This window comes from Thermococcus sp. Bubb.Bath (genome assembly GCF_012027595.1).
GTDB lineage: Archaea > Methanobacteriota_B > Thermococci > Thermococcales > Thermococcaceae > Thermococcus.
Genome location: NZ_SNUR01000005.1, coordinates 75,735 through 92,603, shown reverse-complemented (window position 1 = coordinate 92,603; position 16,869 = coordinate 75,735). Strand labels below are relative to the sequence as shown.

At 51.5% G+C, this 16,869-nt stretch carries 16 protein-coding genes, 3 tRNA genes and 1 pseudogene; 8 read left to right on the top strand and 12 right to left on the bottom strand.

Going from position 1 to position 16,869, the window contains the following annotated elements; genetic code table 11:
• Positions 1-50: 50 nt before the first annotated feature.
• The gene (locus tag E3E29_RS10160) at positions 51-854 is read left to right on the top strand and encodes a diadenylate cyclase (RefSeq protein WP_167910875.1); all 804 of its coding nucleotides are present in this window, start codon (positions 51-53) and stop codon (positions 852-854) included.
• Between the two features lie 12 nt (positions 855-866).
• Here E3E29_RS10160 and E3E29_RS10155 read toward each other — a convergent pair whose 3' ends face one another.
• From E3E29_RS10155 to E3E29_RS10115, 9 genes are all read right to left on the bottom strand, one after another.
• The gene (locus E3E29_RS10155; RefSeq protein ID WP_167910874.1) at positions 867-1,529 is read right to left on the bottom strand and encodes an ATP-binding cassette domain-containing protein; all 663 of its coding nucleotides are present in this window, start codon (positions 1,527-1,529) and stop codon (positions 867-869) included.
• 4 nt (positions 1,530-1,533) lie between these two features.
• A complete protein-coding gene (locus E3E29_RS10150; RefSeq protein WP_167910873.1) occupies positions 1,534-3,132 on the bottom strand; it encodes a hypothetical protein in 1,599 nt (532 codons plus the stop codon).
• A 26-nt stretch (positions 3,133-3,158) separates the two neighbouring features.
• Positions 3,159-3,611, bottom strand: coding sequence for a hypothetical protein (locus E3E29_RS10145; protein WP_167910872.1), 453 nt, complete (start codon positions 3,609-3,611; stop codon positions 3,159-3,161).
• Between the two features lies 1 nt (position 3,612).
• On the bottom strand, positions 3,613-3,996 hold the full coding sequence (locus E3E29_RS10140) for a hypothetical protein (RefSeq protein WP_167910871.1): 384 nt from the start codon (positions 3,994-3,996) through the stop codon (positions 3,613-3,615).
• Entirely contained in the window at positions 3,996-4,952 is a 957-nt protein-coding gene (locus tag E3E29_RS10135) for a hypothetical protein (RefSeq protein ID WP_167910870.1), read from the bottom strand. The genes E3E29_RS10140 and E3E29_RS10135 overlap by 1 nt, the downstream gene beginning before the upstream one ends.
• Positions 4,953-5,074: 122 nt before the next feature.
• Positions 5,075-6,316, bottom strand: coding sequence for a sugar phosphate nucleotidyltransferase (locus tag E3E29_RS10130; RefSeq protein ID WP_167910914.1), 1,242 nt, complete (start codon positions 6,314-6,316; stop codon positions 5,075-5,077).
• 82 nt (positions 6,317-6,398) lie between these two features.
• Entirely contained in the window at positions 6,399-6,674 is a 276-nt protein-coding gene (locus E3E29_RS10125) for a DNA-binding protein (protein ID WP_342764713.1), read from the bottom strand.
• Positions 6,671-8,647, bottom strand: coding sequence for a ferrous iron transport protein B (gene feoB / locus E3E29_RS10120; protein WP_167910869.1), 1,977 nt, complete (start codon positions 8,645-8,647; stop codon positions 6,671-6,673). Before feoB ends, E3E29_RS10125 begins: the two co-directional genes overlap by 4 nt.
• 11 nt (positions 8,648-8,658) lie before the next feature.
• Positions 8,659-8,892 (bottom strand): FeoA family protein, encoded by a 234-nt coding sequence (locus E3E29_RS10115; RefSeq protein WP_342764712.1) that lies wholly within the window; start codon positions 8,890-8,892, stop codon positions 8,659-8,661.
• 173 nt (positions 8,893-9,065) lie between these two features.
• Here E3E29_RS10115 and E3E29_RS10110 point away from each other — a divergent pair, with 173 nt between their 5' ends.
• From E3E29_RS10110 to E3E29_RS10090, 5 genes are all read left to right on the top strand, one after another.
• Positions 9,066-9,428 carry a DUF4870 domain-containing protein gene (locus E3E29_RS10110; protein WP_167910868.1) on the top strand — a complete coding sequence of 121 codons (363 nt, stop codon included), beginning with the start codon at positions 9,066-9,068 and terminating at the stop codon, positions 9,426-9,428.
• 32 nt (positions 9,429-9,460) lie between these two features.
• On the top strand, positions 9,461-10,285 hold the full coding sequence (locus tag E3E29_RS10105) for a 7-cyano-7-deazaguanine synthase (protein WP_167910867.1): 825 nt from the start codon (positions 9,461-9,463) through the stop codon (positions 10,283-10,285).
• On the top strand, positions 10,257-11,246 hold the full coding sequence (locus tag E3E29_RS10100) for an AIR synthase family protein (protein ID WP_167910911.1): 990 nt from the start codon (positions 10,257-10,259) through the stop codon (positions 11,244-11,246). Before E3E29_RS10105 ends, E3E29_RS10100 begins: the two co-directional genes overlap by 29 nt.
• A gap of 45 nt (positions 11,247-11,291) precedes the next feature.
• Positions 11,292-11,369 (top strand) — tRNA-Lys (locus tag E3E29_RS10095).
• Positions 11,370-11,440: 71 nt separating this feature from the next.
• Complete coding sequence (locus tag E3E29_RS10090) at positions 11,441-12,640, top strand: DEAD/DEAH box helicase (protein WP_167910866.1); 1,200 nt, start codon at positions 11,441-11,443, stop codon at positions 12,638-12,640.
• Between the two features lie 176 nt (positions 12,641-12,816).
• Here E3E29_RS10090 and E3E29_RS10085 read toward each other — a convergent pair.
• The 3 genes and pseudogenes from E3E29_RS10085 to E3E29_RS10075 form a co-directional block, all read right to left on the bottom strand.
• Positions 12,817-12,891: transfer RNA gene (locus E3E29_RS10085), tRNA-Cys, on the bottom strand.
• Positions 12,892-12,911: 20 nt separating this feature from the next.
• Positions 12,912-12,997: transfer RNA gene (locus tag E3E29_RS10080), tRNA-Ser, on the bottom strand.
• A 54-nt stretch (positions 12,998-13,051) separates the two neighbouring features.
• Positions 13,052-13,422 (bottom strand): annotated as a pseudogene (locus E3E29_RS10075) (DOMON domain-containing protein).
• Positions 13,423-13,971: 549 nt separating this feature from the next.
• Between E3E29_RS10075 and gcvPA the strand changes: the two are divergent.
• Both gcvPA and gcvPB read left to right on the top strand, forming a co-directional pair.
• Positions 13,972-15,327: an aminomethyl-transferring glycine dehydrogenase subunit GcvPA gene (gene gcvPA, locus E3E29_RS10070; RefSeq protein ID WP_167910864.1), complete on the top strand. Its 1,356-nt coding sequence runs from the start codon at positions 13,972-13,974 to the stop codon at positions 15,325-15,327.
• A 10-nt stretch (positions 15,328-15,337) separates the two neighbouring features.
• On the top strand, positions 15,338-16,846 hold the full coding sequence (gcvPB, locus tag E3E29_RS10065) for an aminomethyl-transferring glycine dehydrogenase subunit GcvPB (protein ID WP_167910910.1): 1,509 nt from the start codon (positions 15,338-15,340) through the stop codon (positions 16,844-16,846).
• Positions 16,847-16,869 lie beyond the last annotated feature (23 nt).

The following is a 16,869-nucleotide window of genomic DNA, read 5'->3' as shown; positions in this document are numbered from 1 at the left end:
CGGCAAAATTTTTAATAGTTATCCGGGATAAATGGGGTGGGTTTGGAAAAATGACAATCCACGAAATCCTGGTGAAGGCGGCACTGACCTTAATAGACGGCGCTGATTCTAGGGTAGTTGTGTTCATAGACAGCCCTCCCGCGGGAGTTAAGGAAACCCTCTCTTCGTTAGGTATCACAGCCGTTTTTCTAGGTCCGGATTTTGAGGTTGGATCGGGAATCATACGGCTTCCCGTCCCACGCAACCTGGACCTTGAGAGCTCGCTCAACTTGGTTTCGGCTTTTTTAATTGAACATGAAATCTTAGTGGAAGGTGAAAACTTCGTCTACGTTACACCAACTTCTGTTGGGCTTAAATCTGCGGTCAGGGATGCCTTTACCGTGGGGGAATTTTTCTCCCAGCGAGGGAGGGTGATTCAGCGCCTTCTGGAGATATCCATAGAGCTCAGTGTGGAGGGAAGGGAAGGATATCCAGTTGGCACGATATTCGTCGTGGGTGATGTTAAGAACGTCCTCAGGCACTCCCACAGCATGCTTCCCAACCCATTCAGGGGGCACAGGATCAACGTCCTTGATGACAACAGCCGTGAGGTCATAAAGGAGTTCGCACAGCTGGACGGGGCCTTCATTATAAGTTCGACCGGCAGGATAAACTCCGCCGGCGTCTATCTGGATGTCGATCCAAAATCGCTCGATCTGAAACTCCCGCCGGGCCTCGGAAGCCGCCACATCGCAGCAGCGGGAATCACCAAACTCACAGAGGCGGTCTCAATAAGCCTCTCCGAGAGCGGAACGATAAGGATTTTTAAAAACGGAAAGAGCCTGCTGGAGTACAATCCAAGGCTGAGGTGTTGATAAAAGAAAGATTTAGTCCCTCCAGTCCTTTTTGAGCTCACCCCCGACTATTGCCAGCACTCTGTCGCTTATTCCCCTCAACCTCGGATCGTGGGATGTTATCAGCATCGGCACTTTTCCTTTGAGCTCGGAGAGGAGTTCGACTATTATCATTGAGTTCTCGGCGTCGAGCATTGAAGTGGGCTCGTCTAAGAGGAGTAGCTCCGGCCCGTCTGAGAGGACCATCAGGAGTTCTGCCCTTTTCAGTTCTCCCCCACTGAGCTGGTTGGGGTGCTTATCAAGAATTTCCCCGATGTTTAGCTTTTCAGCTAGCTCTCTGACCTTTTTTTCGTCCAGCTTTTTGCCCCGACCCTGGGCATAGAAAACTGTGTTCTCCCATACAGTGAGCTCGTTTATCATGGTGCCCTCTTGAGTGAGGTAACCAAGTCTTCTCCGTACTGAAAGGGCTTCCTTCTCATCTTTAGGTTCAACCCCGAACACCCTGACGAAGCCGTGCATCGGCTGAACCAGCCCTAGAATGGCTTTTAGAACCGTCGTCTTTCCACTTCCCGAAGGCCCCATGAGGACCACTGCCTCTTTTTCCCCAAGGGTAAACGTGACTCCCCTCAATGCCAAGACCCCGCCGGTGTACGTTTCGTATTTCACGAACACATCATCAAACTCCACGATGGCCATTTTATCACCCCCAGATGAATATGTGAGGCGGTTTGAAGAGGGACTTAACGACAAGCCTCCCGCCTTCCACTACTATTTTCCCCTCGGTGTAGTTGAAGCCGACGTATGCGTCGGTGAAGAGTGCTACCAGGAGTAGCATCACCGCCATGGACGCCGTTAGTATTAACACAAAAACGAAGAGGGATCTTATGGTCTGTTTTTTGAGCATTGCCTCATCGATCCCGCGAAGTTTTGAATATCTCTTGGCTTCTTTGTATTTGGATAGCATTACTGAGATGAGGATAAACCCCACAACGAGACCTGTCAGTCCAAAAATCAATGCCAGTTCTTTTAAATACTCATTCAAGAGGCCTAAGATTGAGACGTTGCTGTACCCAACGAGATTGAAATAGTCGCTGGAGCCGGCTATCCTGTCAGTGACTTTTTCAAGGGATATAAGCTTGGGCAGAAGCCCTATAGCCAGAGGATAAGCGGAGAAAGCTAATACCAGGGTGTATTCTTTAAGAATCCTCTCATAGTACGGCAGTGGGTTCCTGCTTTGGAACAGCCCTACGAGTTTTCTTACCACCTGCTCTGAGAGCACCCCATAGTACACGCCCATGAGGGGAGTTAGTGCATAGAGAAAGGCCAGGAATATAACAAGAAAACCCCAACCCCTGGCCATTAAAACTTCATTGTTAATCCTTAGATAGCCGAGGAGTATAAAGGATGCAGTCAGTAATGGCAGGATACAGTTTTTTAGTCCTCTTCCGTTGATCTTCTTGGAAAGGAGTACTATCGAGTATGAAACAAGAATCACAGCACCAGCTACCAAAGCCGAGGGGGCTTTGCTATACAGTGCGATGACCAGCTCGTAAGAAGCAAGAACTGCCAGTGTGCAGGCTACAAAGATGGCCAAATCCACAACCCGATAATAATTTCTTCTTATTCCCCGGAGGGAGAGGATGTCGAGGTCTTTCATCAATTGCTGGTAGAATCTTGATGAAGCGTAGATGAGGAGCATGAACAGCGGGAGATAGAGCGTCATCAAAAGCCCGCTGTATCCAACGAAGAACTTGAGCACGTACTCTCCTGAATCTTTTAGGAGGTCCACTATGTCCTTCTGTTCCACTGACACGGTCGTTGGGATTACAATGGACCCGTTATCAGCGAGCGTCCATAGCTCTGAGGTGCTGTAATTGTGGTATGTGCCGTTGGAATAGAACATCCTTCTATTGCTGGTTGGACTCCGTATGTCGAGGTAAACGGTTCTGTTGCGGTAGAGCTGGACCCCGCGATATGCGTTCCAGAGGGCCTTAGGGAAGATACGGTCTGGTATTGTCTCCTTAACCATTGGCTCAAGCTTTGAGACGTTGTTTATTGGATGCTCAAAGTTGACGGCAGTGTACACCAGCAACTCAAGTCCACTGCTCTCAACGAGTGATTTTCGTATATGGTTCAGGCAGGCGTTCACTGCCCAATCCTTCAGTGGAGCGGCAACTTGGATGTACAGAACCCCATAATCCCTGGAGGATAGGAGAGGGTAGCTCAGAGCAGTTCTCGTTGCGTTCAGGACGCTGACGTTCCTGTCAAAGAACCGCGAGAGAATGGTTTTGGAATCCATTCCAGGCGTGAGGTTTGAGTCCAGAACTACGACCGCATTTTCAGGGAAATATCCTTGGTTGTTCTCAACATTGAACCCAAATTCTTTGAGGGATGAAAAATTATCTGTGAGGTATACAACCATATGTTAACCTGCTTTCCTCCAACTCTGATTGGATTAATGTAGCTCCATGAGAATCCAACGAGAGTGTGGGCACTGAAATTTTCATTATCCAAGGTTTTTTCAAGAGAATCTTCAAATGCCCCGATATCATTGGTTAGCGGGTAGTCCTGGGAGGTGGCCGCCTTTGGCAGAGTAAAGCGGGTGAAGTAAACGACATGTGGTCTATACTCCCTGAATTGATACTCCACGTTCTTATCGACGAGAACGCCAACCTGAAGTACAAGATGAAATATGATGAGGGAGACCAGGATAAGAGATAAGAAAACTAAAACAAACCCCTTCTTCTTTGCAATGATTCTTAGCAAGGAACCTATCATCTCAGCACCTCCGGAGGTTGTACATGGTTGCCATTCCTCCGATGTAGATTATGACTGAACCAATTAGGCTTCCTAACGTTATTTTTGTAATATTCCCTAATAATGGGACGTTTGAGAGCAGTCTGAGGGCAACGAAGAGAAAGGCCAGTAAAGCTAGTGTTTTTCTACTGTTACAAGAGCCTGCGAAGCACATAACAATGTAAGCAAGGGCAGCACTCATTTCTCCCACTTTAATAGCCCAGTATTCCACAGGGAAAGCTTTGAGAAGGAGAACCTTCCCAGGATTATTTGTTCGATAAAGGATGATAAGAGACAGAAAATCAGCTAGTGCTATGACCCCAAAAAACACCCCGAAGAATTTACCCCACAGATCTTTCATTTTCATCACACGCACCGTGGATGGAATATATGATACCACGCCCAGAATACCTCTAGATAGTGTTCATCAATTTCACTGGGGGAGTCGTTGCTCCCTGTGGACATTAGATAGCTGTCCCTGTGGTAGACCAGGTAATTCAGTGATGACCCCCAAAGGGTATTCATGTAGGGGTCGCCTTTAACCTGTCTGGTAAATTTCTCCAGCAATTGTGCTGCCTTTTGAGGGGAATAATCATCGTCCAGGTATCTGTTGAGGACTGTCCCGTTGGTGGCGAGGATTTCAACCGATTTCTGGAGGAAAGGTCTGGCCTCTATCTCCCAGGTTCTGTTTTTGTTTCTAAGCTGGTATAAGGTTGTGATAAAGCTCTTTACCTTAATGGATAGATTTTGGTAGTAATCGTAGGAAAAGCAGGGCTCCCCGTATAGGGCTACCGCCTTTGACCTGTATTTATCAAAGTTTTCCAGACGATGCAGCAGTACGCAGGACTCGACCTCAACATCAGGGCTGTAATAGTTTGATTGCACCAGATATGAAATCTTCCCTAGTGTGGTTGAAACGTCCATTTTCAAGTCGGTGAGTAGAATCAGCCCTACGAGGTTCTTCTTTCCAGTTACCTCGCGGGAGATGTTTTTGTACAGGGCGTAAATTTTATCCCCCCTCACCTTCAACACGGTTAGGTTCTTCGTTATGGTGCAGTTGTGGGGAGTGTTATCGAGCGAATCCCAGAGGTATGGTCCGTAGATGAGCTTGTCGGTGTCTCCGTAAATAGCCTCGCTTTCGTTCAGAATTTCCGTGAAGACATGAGAATATTGTGAATCTTTCTGGAATTGAGTGACATCATCGTCCTTTGATTTTGAAGTTTGGGGTTTATGCCCTCCGAAATTTAAGGCTATATATGTACTACTTGCGATGATTAGAATAAAAATGGACATTACGGCAACGGTGCTTTTTTTCACTTTCATGGTTCTACCTATTCACAGTTTTAAATATAAGTTTTGTGGCAATAATAAACGTAAATTTGATTGAAATCCCATTTGAGCGTTACAAAAACTCAAAAATTTGTTAAAAATTAGAAAATACGGGCTCAGAACAGCCACTGGTTCTCTATGCACTCGTCGCAGGGCGGCTTCTCACCCGCTATCGACTTGAACTTCTTGTAAATGCACTCCGGCAGGCCGAGCGGGCAGTGATCTGGATACTCTCCAGGCCTTACCTTTGTCGGGTCGAGCTTTATCTTGATGTACGCCTCGTACTCCTCCACCTTCTTCCAGGGCAGGATCTTAGCGCCGTAGATGACGAGGTCGTCCCTTATCTTGGCGTAGTCGCCGACTACGGCATTTTCTTTCAGGATAACCCTCTTTCCGACGACAACGCCCTCTCCGAGGATGCTGTCCTTTATCTCTGCCTCACTCTTTATTATGTTGCTGCCCACGAGGATTGCACGCTTGAAGTAGGCCCTGTCCTCAACGATGCTGTTGGGTCCTATGTATGTGTAGGACTTTATTTTGACGCCATGGCCTATTTTCGCGCCCTCATCTATGTAAACCGGTCCCTCTATTTCTACGTCTTCTGGAACCTCTGCGCCCTCCTTTATGACGAAATAGCCGTTGTCCTTTGAGATTTCGTCCATTGCTATCTGGTGGGCATAGAAGAGGTCCTCTGGGGTTCCGAGGTCGACCCAGTAGTACTCGCGCGGCATCTTGTACGCGTACACCTGGCCTTCACTGACGAACTTCGGGAGAACCTCCCTCTCGAAGTAGACTTCCTTGCCTTCGGATATGTCCTGAAGAACTTTCTTGTTTACGATGTATATTCCGGCGTTGATGAGGTTCGTGGGCGGCCGGTGAGGCTTCTCCTCAAAGTGGAGGACTTTTCCGTCTCCGTCCGTCTGAACGACACCGTATTTCTCCGGGTTGTAGACCTTGGTAACTGCAACCGTTATAAGACCGTCGTTTTCCTGGTGGGCCTTTATGAGTTCCCCGTAGTTGAAGTTCGTGAAAACGTCGCCGTAGATAACCAGGAAGTCATCATCGACGTATTTTTCCACGTTTTTGAGTGCTCCGCCAGTTTCGAGGGGCATCGGATCGTTCACGAAGCGTATGTCCTTCGGATAGTCGGCCATTTTCTCGTCTATGAACTCCCTTATCTCACCGCGCATGTAGTGAACCGAGAGTATGATTTCGTCGATATCCCCAACCTTCTCAAGGTTCTCCAGTATATACTGGAGGTTTGGCTTTCCGAGGACCGGAACCATTGGCTTTGGCCTCGTTGAGGATATTGGCCTCAGCCTCGTTCCAAAACCCCCTGCAAGAATCACCGCTTTCATACTTACCACCGGTTTAACCTTCGCGATGGAACTTATATATTTTACGGCTGTAAAATATATCCCTGCCAGTGAGTACAGCGGCTCACTTTTTGAGGGTGAACGCCTTCTCCGTTAGGCTGAAAGCCTTGTTGCCCGTTGGCCTCAGACATGAGCCGTGGCATATCTTCTTCAGGGGACAGGTCTCACAGGCGGGGGAGGAATCCTTCTGAACCTCCTCAATGTAGCCAAGGCTCTTTAGTATCTCTATCGCGGCCTTAACATCTTCTTTTTTCATGTTCAGCTCACGTGCTATTTCCTCCGGTGTTTTCTTGCCCTCCTTTATGAGCTCTAGTACCCGTTCAAGCGTGTTCAACTTCACCACCCCAGGACAATCCCCACGTGCCATACCAGGATTCCCACTATGGAGGCGACAGTTATCATGTAGGCCGTTGCCAGTGTCGCCCACTTCCAGTTGCTCTCTCCCTTTATGGCACCGATGGTGGCTATGCAGGGGATGTAGAGCGTCGTCACTACTAGGAGCACATAAGCCTGAAGGGGAGTCATCGCGTTCCTTATGGCCGCCTCGCTGCCGTAAAGTACCCCGTAGGTTGATATGACGTTCTCCTTGGCTATGATTCCAAAGAGCAGGCTAACGGCAGCTTTCCAGTCGAGACCCATCAACCTCATGTAAGGCGCGAAGAAGTGCCCTATCTGCTCGGCGTAGCTCCTCCCGGTTCCAACGGGGGCGGGGTAGTTGCTGAGATACCAGATGAATATTGCTCCGAGCAGAATAACCGTTCCAGCTTTCCGGACGAACTCCTTGCTCCTCTCCCATGAGTGAATGAGCAGACTCCTCCAGTTGGGTATGAGGTATTCGGGGAGCTCAATGACGAAGGGATTGCTCTCGCCGGGGATGAAACGGCTAACGAGCCATGCTGAAGTGAGGGCAACCGCAAAGGCCAGCACGTAGATGCTCGCCGCAACAAGGGCCTTTTCCCTGCCGAAGAATATGGCGGTTATGAAGCTTATAACGCTAAGCCTCGCGGAGCAGGGGACAAAGGGATTAACGAACATGGTGACAAGCCTGCTCCTTTCATCGTCTAAGTTCCTTGCAGACATTACCGCCGGAACGTTGCACCCAAGGCCAAGGATGAGGGGAATTACTGCCTTCCCCGGAAGGCCGAACCTCCTGAGTATCCCTTCCATCAAAACGGCCACTCTCGCCATATACCCTAAGTCCTCAAGGAAGGTGAGGACGAGGAAGAGGAGGAAGACGAGCGGGAAGAAGCTGAGTACCATTCCAACGCCGCCGATTATACCATCGACGAGAAGGCCCCGAAGTGCCTCGTTCGTTATATGCGGTGCCAGCCAGCTGCCGAAGAGCGTGAATGCATTGGCCAGCCAGTTCTGAATTGGCAAGCCGAAGGCAAAGGTGAACTTGAAGACACCGTAGAACACCAGGGCAAGTGTGATAAAACCGTAAACTGGGTGGATGAGGAGCCTATCAAGACGGTCGGTAAAGTTCTCCCCAGAAGCCTGACCGTAGCGCATAAACTCGTGGATTAAGCCATCGATAAACTCGTACTTCTGGCCGGCTATGATGAGATCCATCGCCTTTCCGTAGCGCTCTTCCACCTCGTTTATGTGCGTCATGACGCTCTCAAGCCCTTCCTTCCCAAGGTAGCGTTCGACAAGCTTTATTACCTCATCATCGCGCTGGAGGAGCTTTATCGCCAGCCAGCGGAGCGGGTACTTTGCGGCCAGCTTCGTGCCCTTCAGAACCCCCGAGATGTGCTCTATCTCTCTCTCTACCTCAGGGTCGTAGTGAGGGGTTATTGGGTTTTCCTTGATTTCACCATGGGCCACTTTCTGCACCATTTTCTTGAGTTTATCTAGTCCCCTGCCATCTTTGGCGTCGAGCGGGACAACTGGAACACCTAGAATCTTGGACATCTCTTCAATGTCTATCGTAATGCCCTTTTTCTCCGCCAGGTCGATCTTGTTGAGGGCAATGACTATATTCTTGAGTCCCATCTCGGATATTTCCATCGTAAAGTAGAGATTCCTCAAAATAGAAGTCGAGTCCACGACGTTCACAACGACGTCGGGGTTTCCATTGAGAAGGAAGTTCCTCGCGACGAGCTCGTCTACAGAATGGGCGGTTAAGGAGTAGGTTCCGGGGAGGTCAACGACGAGAAAGCGCTCGCCTTTGTAGTCAAAGGTTCCCTCCTTCTTCTCAACGGTGACGCCAGGCCAGTTGCCAACGTGCTGGTGCATCCCGGTTAGGGCGTTGAATATTGTTGTTTTGCCGACGTTGGGGTTTCCGGCGAGGGCGATTACTTTCATGACCATGTTATCTCACCTCAAACCTTTCTGACGAGTACCTTACCTGCCATTCCCCTACCTACCGCCAGCCTCGTGGTACCCGCCTCCACAACGACGGGGCCAAACTGGTGCTTCTCAAGAACCCTTATGATAACCCCTGGAGCAATGCCCATAGCGTAGAGCCTGCTCCTCAGTCCTGAACCACCGGCTATGTTAACCACGACTCCTCTTTCCCCAGGCTCTAGTCCAATTAGTGGTACAACCATGTTCATCACCGTTAGGCTTCCCTAATCCAAATCCAAGTCCATAGATAATCTTAAAAAGCTTTGGTTAGCCTAACAAATCTCAGCGGTTCGAAGTTCTAAATCTGTGGGTTTCAAAGCCTCCCTTGGAAACTTATTTAACCCTTGACGCTTACACAATAGAGAAATTTGGAGCTAATACCATGGAGAAGACTCCGTCCTCTGGGTCCGGGAAGACTTCCCTCTGCATTGACGAGAACGTTGAAGGATTGTTAGCGTACCTCGGTTGGTGGATTACAGGGATAATATTCCTCGTCCTTGAGAAGGACAGCTATTTCGTCCGTTTCCACGCTATGCAATCCACCGTAACCTTTTTGGGAATTACCGTCCTCGGCTGGATTTTTGGGATTATCCCGTTTGTTGGCTGGGTGCTTGCGAACCTGACGTGGCTCCTTGGGATAATCCTGTGGATTCTGGAGATGTTGGAGGCATACCAGGGGAAGCTCTACAAGTTTCCCTACGTCGGCGACCTCTCGGGGCAGTGGCTTGAGAAGGTGAACATCTGAAGGTTTTTAAGTCCCATTCCCCTTCCCGTTCCATGCTGCATCTTGAGGAAGCGGTGGGCGCACTGCGAGAGTTCTCGGAGAAGAGCGGACTCTCTAGGTGGAGGATCCTCCTCATGTTCTCCGGAGGGAAGGACTCAAGTCTGGCGCTGTACCTTCTTAAAGAGGCCGGTCTCAACGTTTCAGCCCTAACCTTCTTCCACCGCTGGAGCTGGAGGGAAACGCTCAGCTGGTCTATGCAGTTCACGAAAGAACTCGGCGTTGAGCACTACCTCGTTGATATAACCAAAGGCCTCCTCCGGGAGGCAACGGGGAGGAAGGGACCGGTGTGCATCAACTGCAAGAAGGTGATGCTCTGGAACGCCAAGTGGTTCGTCCTCAACAACGGCTTCGACGTTTTAGCCAAGGGGGACAACGCGAACGACAAGATAATAGGGGCTCTCCTCGACCAGTGCCAGGGGGATATACGGCTCTGTCCCCTTCCGCGGATTGGGGTTCCCATCTTCCGGCCGCTGATAAAATACACCGCGGAGGAGGTCGAGGCCCTGGCGGACGAAGTGGGAATAAAGCCCTACCGCATGTACGAGCACGCGAGACGGAGACAGTGGCGCGAGGGTTGCCCGCTCCAGTATATTGACCGCGAGGAGATTGTAACCCTGGAGCTCATGGAGCTGGCTTATAAGGTGAACTACGAGGTGAGCAGGGTGGCGAGGAGGAGGAAGGTTCGCGTCAGCGTCCGCGTCCCGAGCTTTGAGGTGATGTGCTGGAACTGCGACGAAGAAACCTTAAACGAGATAAATAGAATAATCGAAAAGTTCAGGGGCGGTGGAAGTGCTTCAACCCGGAAAGCTCAGGAATGAAGTCCTGCGCGAGGTTGTCTTCCCAAATCTGGGTGTTGAAGACACCAAGGTAATCTACGGGCCGAGAGAGGGCTTTGATTCGGTGGTTCTGGAATACGATGCGGATCACTACCTAATCGCGGCAACAGACCCCACCCTTGGCGTTCCCTCCGAGACCTTCGGCTTCTTTACCTATCACTTCACGGCGAGCGACGTTGCCGTCTTTGGGGCAAAGCCGAGATGGCTCATTGTTGACCTGCTCTTCCCGGAGGGCACTCCCAAAGAGTTCCTGGCGAATATTATGGGCGACCTAAACGACGAGTGCCGCAAATACGGTTCAGCTATCATCGGAGGCCACACCGGGGTTTATCCCTCCATAGGAGAGCCAACAGCAACCACAACTGCTATAGGACTTGTTAAGAAGGATGAACTTAAACTCCCGCTGGCGAAACCGGGGGATAAAATAGTCGTCACCGCCAAGGTCGGTCTTGAGTTCGCGGTTTCCGCCGCTTACTTTAAATCCGAGGAGCTCTCGGAAATCCTCACCAAGAAGGAGCTGATGAGGTTAAAGCGCTCGTTTTACTTTGAGACTGCCGTTCCAGACGCTTTGATAGCTAAACCATTTGTAAGGGGCATGCACGATGCTACTGAGGGTGGTTTAACGGCTCTCCATGAGATAGCGGACAATTCGGGCATTGGCTTCAGGGTTTACTCCGAGAAGCTTCATCTCGATCCGCTGGTGAGGAAGGTGCTCGACTTCTACAACGTGAGTCCATGGAGCGTCTCCTCAACCGGGACTCTGATAGCGATAACTCCGCCAGAGAACGTTGATTTACTGATTATTGAATTAATTAGAAATGGAATTCTGGCCTTTGAGCTGGGGGAGTTCACGGGGGATGGAGAGAGGGTTCTTGTTGATGGGGAAGGGGAGGTGCCTTTCCCGGAGTTTGAGGTGGATCCATACCTGACCTTCTACATGTAACCAAAAAATTTATAAATGGGCTCCCCGTCTATGACTTCGGGTTGAGGGCCGGTAGCTCAGCATGGTTAGAGCGCGGGACTCTTAATCCCGTGGTCGGGGGTTCGAATCCCCCTCGGCCCGCCAAATCGCGGTTCTTCTCGACGCGTTCTGGCTTGAGAAGGGGCGCGTTTGAGTAAACTTGAGGAGTTAAGAAAATGAGTTTTGAAAACCTTGGCTTATCCGAGGCCACCCTAGTGGCCGTTAGAGAGAAGGGATTCTCAAATCCCACAGACATCCAGAGGGAGGTCATACCGCTTCTTCTCTCTGGTGAGAGGGACGTTATCGGTCAGTCTCAGACAGGGACTGGAAAGACTGCCGCCTTTGCACTTCCAATCATTGAGGCCGTTGACCCACATGAAAAGAGCGTTCAGGCCATAATCCTCACCCCCACGAGGGAACTAGCCCTCCAGGTGGCGGATGAAATCAAGAGCCTGCGCGGAAGGAAGAGGGCCTACGTTTACGCCGTATACGGCGGTCAGCCCATCGGCCCCCAGATAAGGGCACTTGAGCGGGGCGTTCACGTCGTTGTGGGCACACCGGGCAGGATCCTCGACCATATAAGGCGTGGTACGATGGATCTCAGCTCGGTACGCTTCTTCGTTCTGGACGAGGCGGACAGGATGCTCGACATGGGCTTTCAGGAGGACATAGAGGCGATATTCAGGGCAACCCCTTCAGAAAAGAGGACTCTCATGTTCTCGGCCACGATGCCGAGGGACGTTCTTCTGCTGGCAAAGAAGTATATGCGTGATCCAGAGGTCGTAATCGTCAGCAGGGACGAACTCGTTCCTGGCGAGGTGGAACAGGAGTACATAGAGGTTCCGAGAGGGGCAAGGTACAGGACTCTCAAGAAGATAATCGAGGATGACTTCTACGGCATAGTCTTCTGTCAGACAAAGAGGGAGACGCGCGAGCTCGCTGAGAACCTTCGGAGCGACGGATACCGTGCCGAAGCTTTAAACGGGGACATGAGCCAGGCAGCCCGCGAGAGAACTTTCGGGCGCTTTAAATCTAGAAGGACACGTGTCCTCGTGGCCACAGACGTTGCTGCCAGGGGCCTCGACATCCGGAACATCAGTCATGTTGTCAACTACTCCATCCCCATGAACGCGGAGCAGTACATCCACAGGATTGGGAGGACGGGTAGAATGGGCGAGAAGGGGAAAGCTTTGACCTTTATCCAGCCCGGTGAGCTCAGGCGCTTCCGTTACATAGCCAGGCAGGCGGGAGTTGAGGTTGAGAAGTCAGAGCTCAGTGAATCGCTCCCTGCCAGCTACAAGAAGTCCTACAGGAACGAGGAGCTGGAGCAGGAGTACAGGCAAAGGTGGGGCAGGAGACAGAGGAGAAGCTGGTGAACGGCCGCTTTTCTCCTTTTCCGTGTTTTATCTTGTTTTCTCTTAATGATGTTTTTTTGTAGATTTCAACGTTTTATCGGTGCTTTTATAAAATGTCCTTTGGCTTTATCATATTCTCATAGTTTTACTGTTCAATCGCTTGCATAAACAGCTCGAGTAGAATTAAGACAAGAACTTGGAGCCGGGAGGGGGATTTGAACCCCCGTAAAGCGGATCTGCAGTCCACCGCCTCGCCTCTAGGCTATCCCGGCTTTTGAACCCAAGAAGATTATGGCGCCGCGGAGGGGATTTGAACCCCTGTGGCCAACGGCCACCGGCTTAGCAGGCCGGCGCCCTACCAGGCTAGGCTACCGCGGCACTCCAGTGCTCAGGTTATATGAGCCGGGGAGGGTTTTTAAGTTTTTTGGAGGGCTAACCCTCCACAACAACCGTCCCCGAGCCAGCTTCAACGTGGTCCGAGAGGAAGTCGTCCATCGCTCCGTATGCCCAGATGACGCGTATTCTCTCGCCTGAAACCACTTTGTAATCGTATCTGTCCCCTGTGTCCATCTTCCTTGAGAACTCCACTATGGTGTACTCCTCGTTATCGCTTCCTCCATAGGTGATTATGTCGTTTCTTCCCCCGTAGAGCTCGTCCGGGTTGTGGGGCCCGGCAAATCCCGTTGAGTACGAGTCACTTATCTCGCCGTGCCGTTGGGGGAGACGTATACTATCACTATGTCGGTATCTTTCATTCCTCTGCTCCTGCCGAAGCCGATGGCGACCCATCCGCTGGTAGGCATCCCCACCATGAGCGTATCGTTCTCAACCCTGAGAAAGAGGCTGAAATCTCCGAATGTGACGTTCTCTGAGTACTCTCCGGGTTAGATGGCTCCATCTGGCTTCCACGGAGTTCTGCTTTCAGCTGTGGAGCTGGATGATTCTTGAGTGATTGGGGTAAAGGCCGTTGTGGTATTCAATATCTTAGTGGTGGCTGTGGTAGTGCTCGTGGTCTCATGGGAGGTTTCGGTGGTTTGGGACGTCTTCTCGGAGGTAGCGTGGGCTGTAATCTGTGTGGGACTCTCTTTGTGCTGCCCCCCAGTGCAACCCGAGACGAGCACAACGGCAAGCAGAATCACCGTCAGAAATGCTGCCCCCTTTCTCATCTTAATCCCCTGAAACCGTGGGTGGGATAGCTTAAAGATCTTACCCATCTTGGGGGTACGGCGTGGTAACACCCTCTTAACGTTCATACATGTTCATCATGCTATTCAGGTTCATCGAGCCACAAAGCATATATTATTCCCTGCCAACTCCCCCATGAGCATCTTAAAGTTTAGAAGGTGATCAGGATGGGCAAACACTACATCCCAAACTCGGCCCATAAAGAGGAGATGGTTAGGGAGATTGGCTTCTCCTCGATTGAAGACCTCTTCTCTGACGTCCCGGAGGGAATGGCCAAAGAGTTCAACCTCCCCGGGAGAAAAAGTGAGTATGAAGTATTCACGGAACTCAACGAGACATTAAGCAAAAACAAGACTGCCCTTGAAATGGCCAGCTTCCTTGGGGCGGGAACATACTTCCACTACGTCCCGGCCCACGTCAAATACCTCGTCGAGAGGAGTGAGTTCCTCACCGCTTACACCCCCTACCAGCCGGAGGTAAGCCAGGGCATGCTCCAGGCCCTTTTCGAGTACCAGAGCCTCATTGCGGAACTCGTTGGCCTCCCGATAGTTAACTCCTCAATGTACGACTGGGGAACGGCCATGGCGGAAGCCGCCCTGATGTCAGCTCGCGTGACGAAGAGGAATAAGTTCGTCGTTCCGAAGGCTCTAAGCCCGGAAAAGAAGCTAGTCCTCAAGACGTACACCGCCGGTCCGGGGCTTGAGATATCCGAGGTTCCCTGGAACGAGCGGGGTCAGATGGACATCGAGAAGCTCAAGGGAGCGGTTGAAGGCGCCGCCGGCGTTTACGTTGAGATACCGAACTTCTTCGGCCTTCTTGAGGAGAACGTAAGGGAAATCGGAGAGATTGCCCACGATGCAGGAGCCCTTTTCGTGGTTGGCGTTGACCCGACAATTCTTGGTATTGTGGAGGCTCCGGGGGAGCTTGGGGCGGACATCGTTGTCGGTGAAGCCGCCTACTTCGGCAACCCAATGAACTTCGGCGGTCCGAGGGCAGGAATCTTCGCGGTCAGAAACGACAGGAAGCTGATTAGGCAGATGCCCGGAAGGATAATAGGCATGACAAAGGACGCTGACGGAAAGAGGGGCTTCGTGATGACGCTCCAGACGAGGGAGCAGCACATAAGGCGCGCCAAGGCGACCTCAAACATCTGCTCCAACGAGGCCCTTGTGGCTGTCGCAGCGGCCATTCATCTCGCTACCCTCGGACCGAGGGGCCTTAAGGAACTCGGTGAGATTATCTTGAAGAACACCGCCTACCTCAAGAAGCGCCTCCATGAGGTCGGCGAGATAGCCTTCGACGGCGTGAACTTCAAGGATGTGCCAGTAAAGTTTGAGGTGTCCTACGATGTAATCCACGAACGCCTCCTCGAAAGGAACGTCCATGGCGGGTATTACCTTGGAAAGCACTTCCCTGAGCTGGGAGAGACGGCCCTCTTCGCGGCAACCGAGACAACGAGGAGAGAGTGGGTTGATGCCCTTGTTGAAGCAGTTGAAGAGATAATCAGTGACGCGGAGCTATGAGGTGGTGAAGATGTTCAGACAAACAAAATGGGATGAACCAACTATTTTTGAACTATCACGTCCGGGAAGGATAGGCTACACCCTACCCAAGCCGATCGAGGACGTGGAGGTTGAGATACCCGAAAAGCTCAGGAGGAAGAGCCCGCTCAACCTTCCTGAGTTAAGCGAGCCGGAGGTTGTCAAACACTACACAAGACTGAGCGAGATGAACTACGGCGTTGACAGTGGCATCTACCCCCTTGGCTCGTGCACTATGAAGTACAACCCCAAAATCAACGAGGAAATAGCCTCCCACCCAGGTGTTGCCTACATTCATCCATATCAGGATGAGAGAACCGTTCAGGGAGCACTTAGGATAATGTGGGAGCTTGAGGGATGGCTGAAGGAGATCACTGGAATGGACCGCTTCACGCTCCAGCCGGCCGCCGGGGCCAACGGGGAGTTCACCGGCGTTTCCATAATCCGAGCTTACCACCTCGACCACGGCGACACCCAGAGGACGGAGGTGATAGTCCCGGATTCCGCCCATGGAACCAACCCGGCTTCCTCCGCCATGGCTGGATTCAAAGTCATAGAGATACCCTCCAACGAGAACGGAACGGTTGACCTTGAAGCCCTTGAGAACGCGGTGAGCGAGAGGACGGCTGGTCTGATGCTCACGAACCCTAACACCCTCGGCATCTTCGAGGACGAGATACTTGAGATAGCGGAGATCGTTCACAAAGCCGGCGGCCTGCTCTACTACGACGGTGCAAACCTCAACGCGGTCCTTGGCAAAGTGCGGCCGGGCGATATGGGCTTTGACGTTGTCCACCTCAACCTCCACAAGACGTTCTCAACCCCGCACGGTGGCGGCGGCCCTGGAAGCGGACCCGTTGGAGTGAAGGACTTCCTCAAGGACTACCTCCCGGTCCCGCTTGTGGGCTATGACGAGGAGAACGACCGCTACTACCTCGACTACAACGTGCCGAAGAGTATAGGCAAGGTCAAGGAACTCTACGGCAACTTCGCGGTCATGGTGAGGGCTCTAACTTACCTCAAGATAATGGGAAGGGAAGGCCTAAGAGAGGCCAGTGAGGTCGCGGTTCTCAACGCCAACTACATAACCCAGAAGCTCAGGGGGACAAGGGGATACGAGCTTCCGGGCAAAGAGCTGAGGAAGCACGAGACGGTATTCTCGGCCGAGCCAATGAAGAAGGAGACCGGCGTTAGGGCTCTCGACGTGGCGAAGAGGCTCCTTGACTTCGGAATACATGCACCGACCATCTACTTCCCGCTGATCGTCCATGAGGCCCTGATGATTGAGCCCACTGAGACCGTTAGCAAGGAGGAGCTCGACGCCTACGTTGAGGCACTCAAAAAGATCAGCGAGGAAGCTTACACAAATCCGGAGGTTGTTACGAGCGCACCACACAACACCACCGTGAAGAGGGTTGACGACGTCTTGGCAGTGAAGAAGCCGATAATCACCTGGAAAATGTATAGAGAGCTGAAGGAAAAGGGCGAAATCGACTACTGAGCCCTCTTTTCTTCTATTTTGAT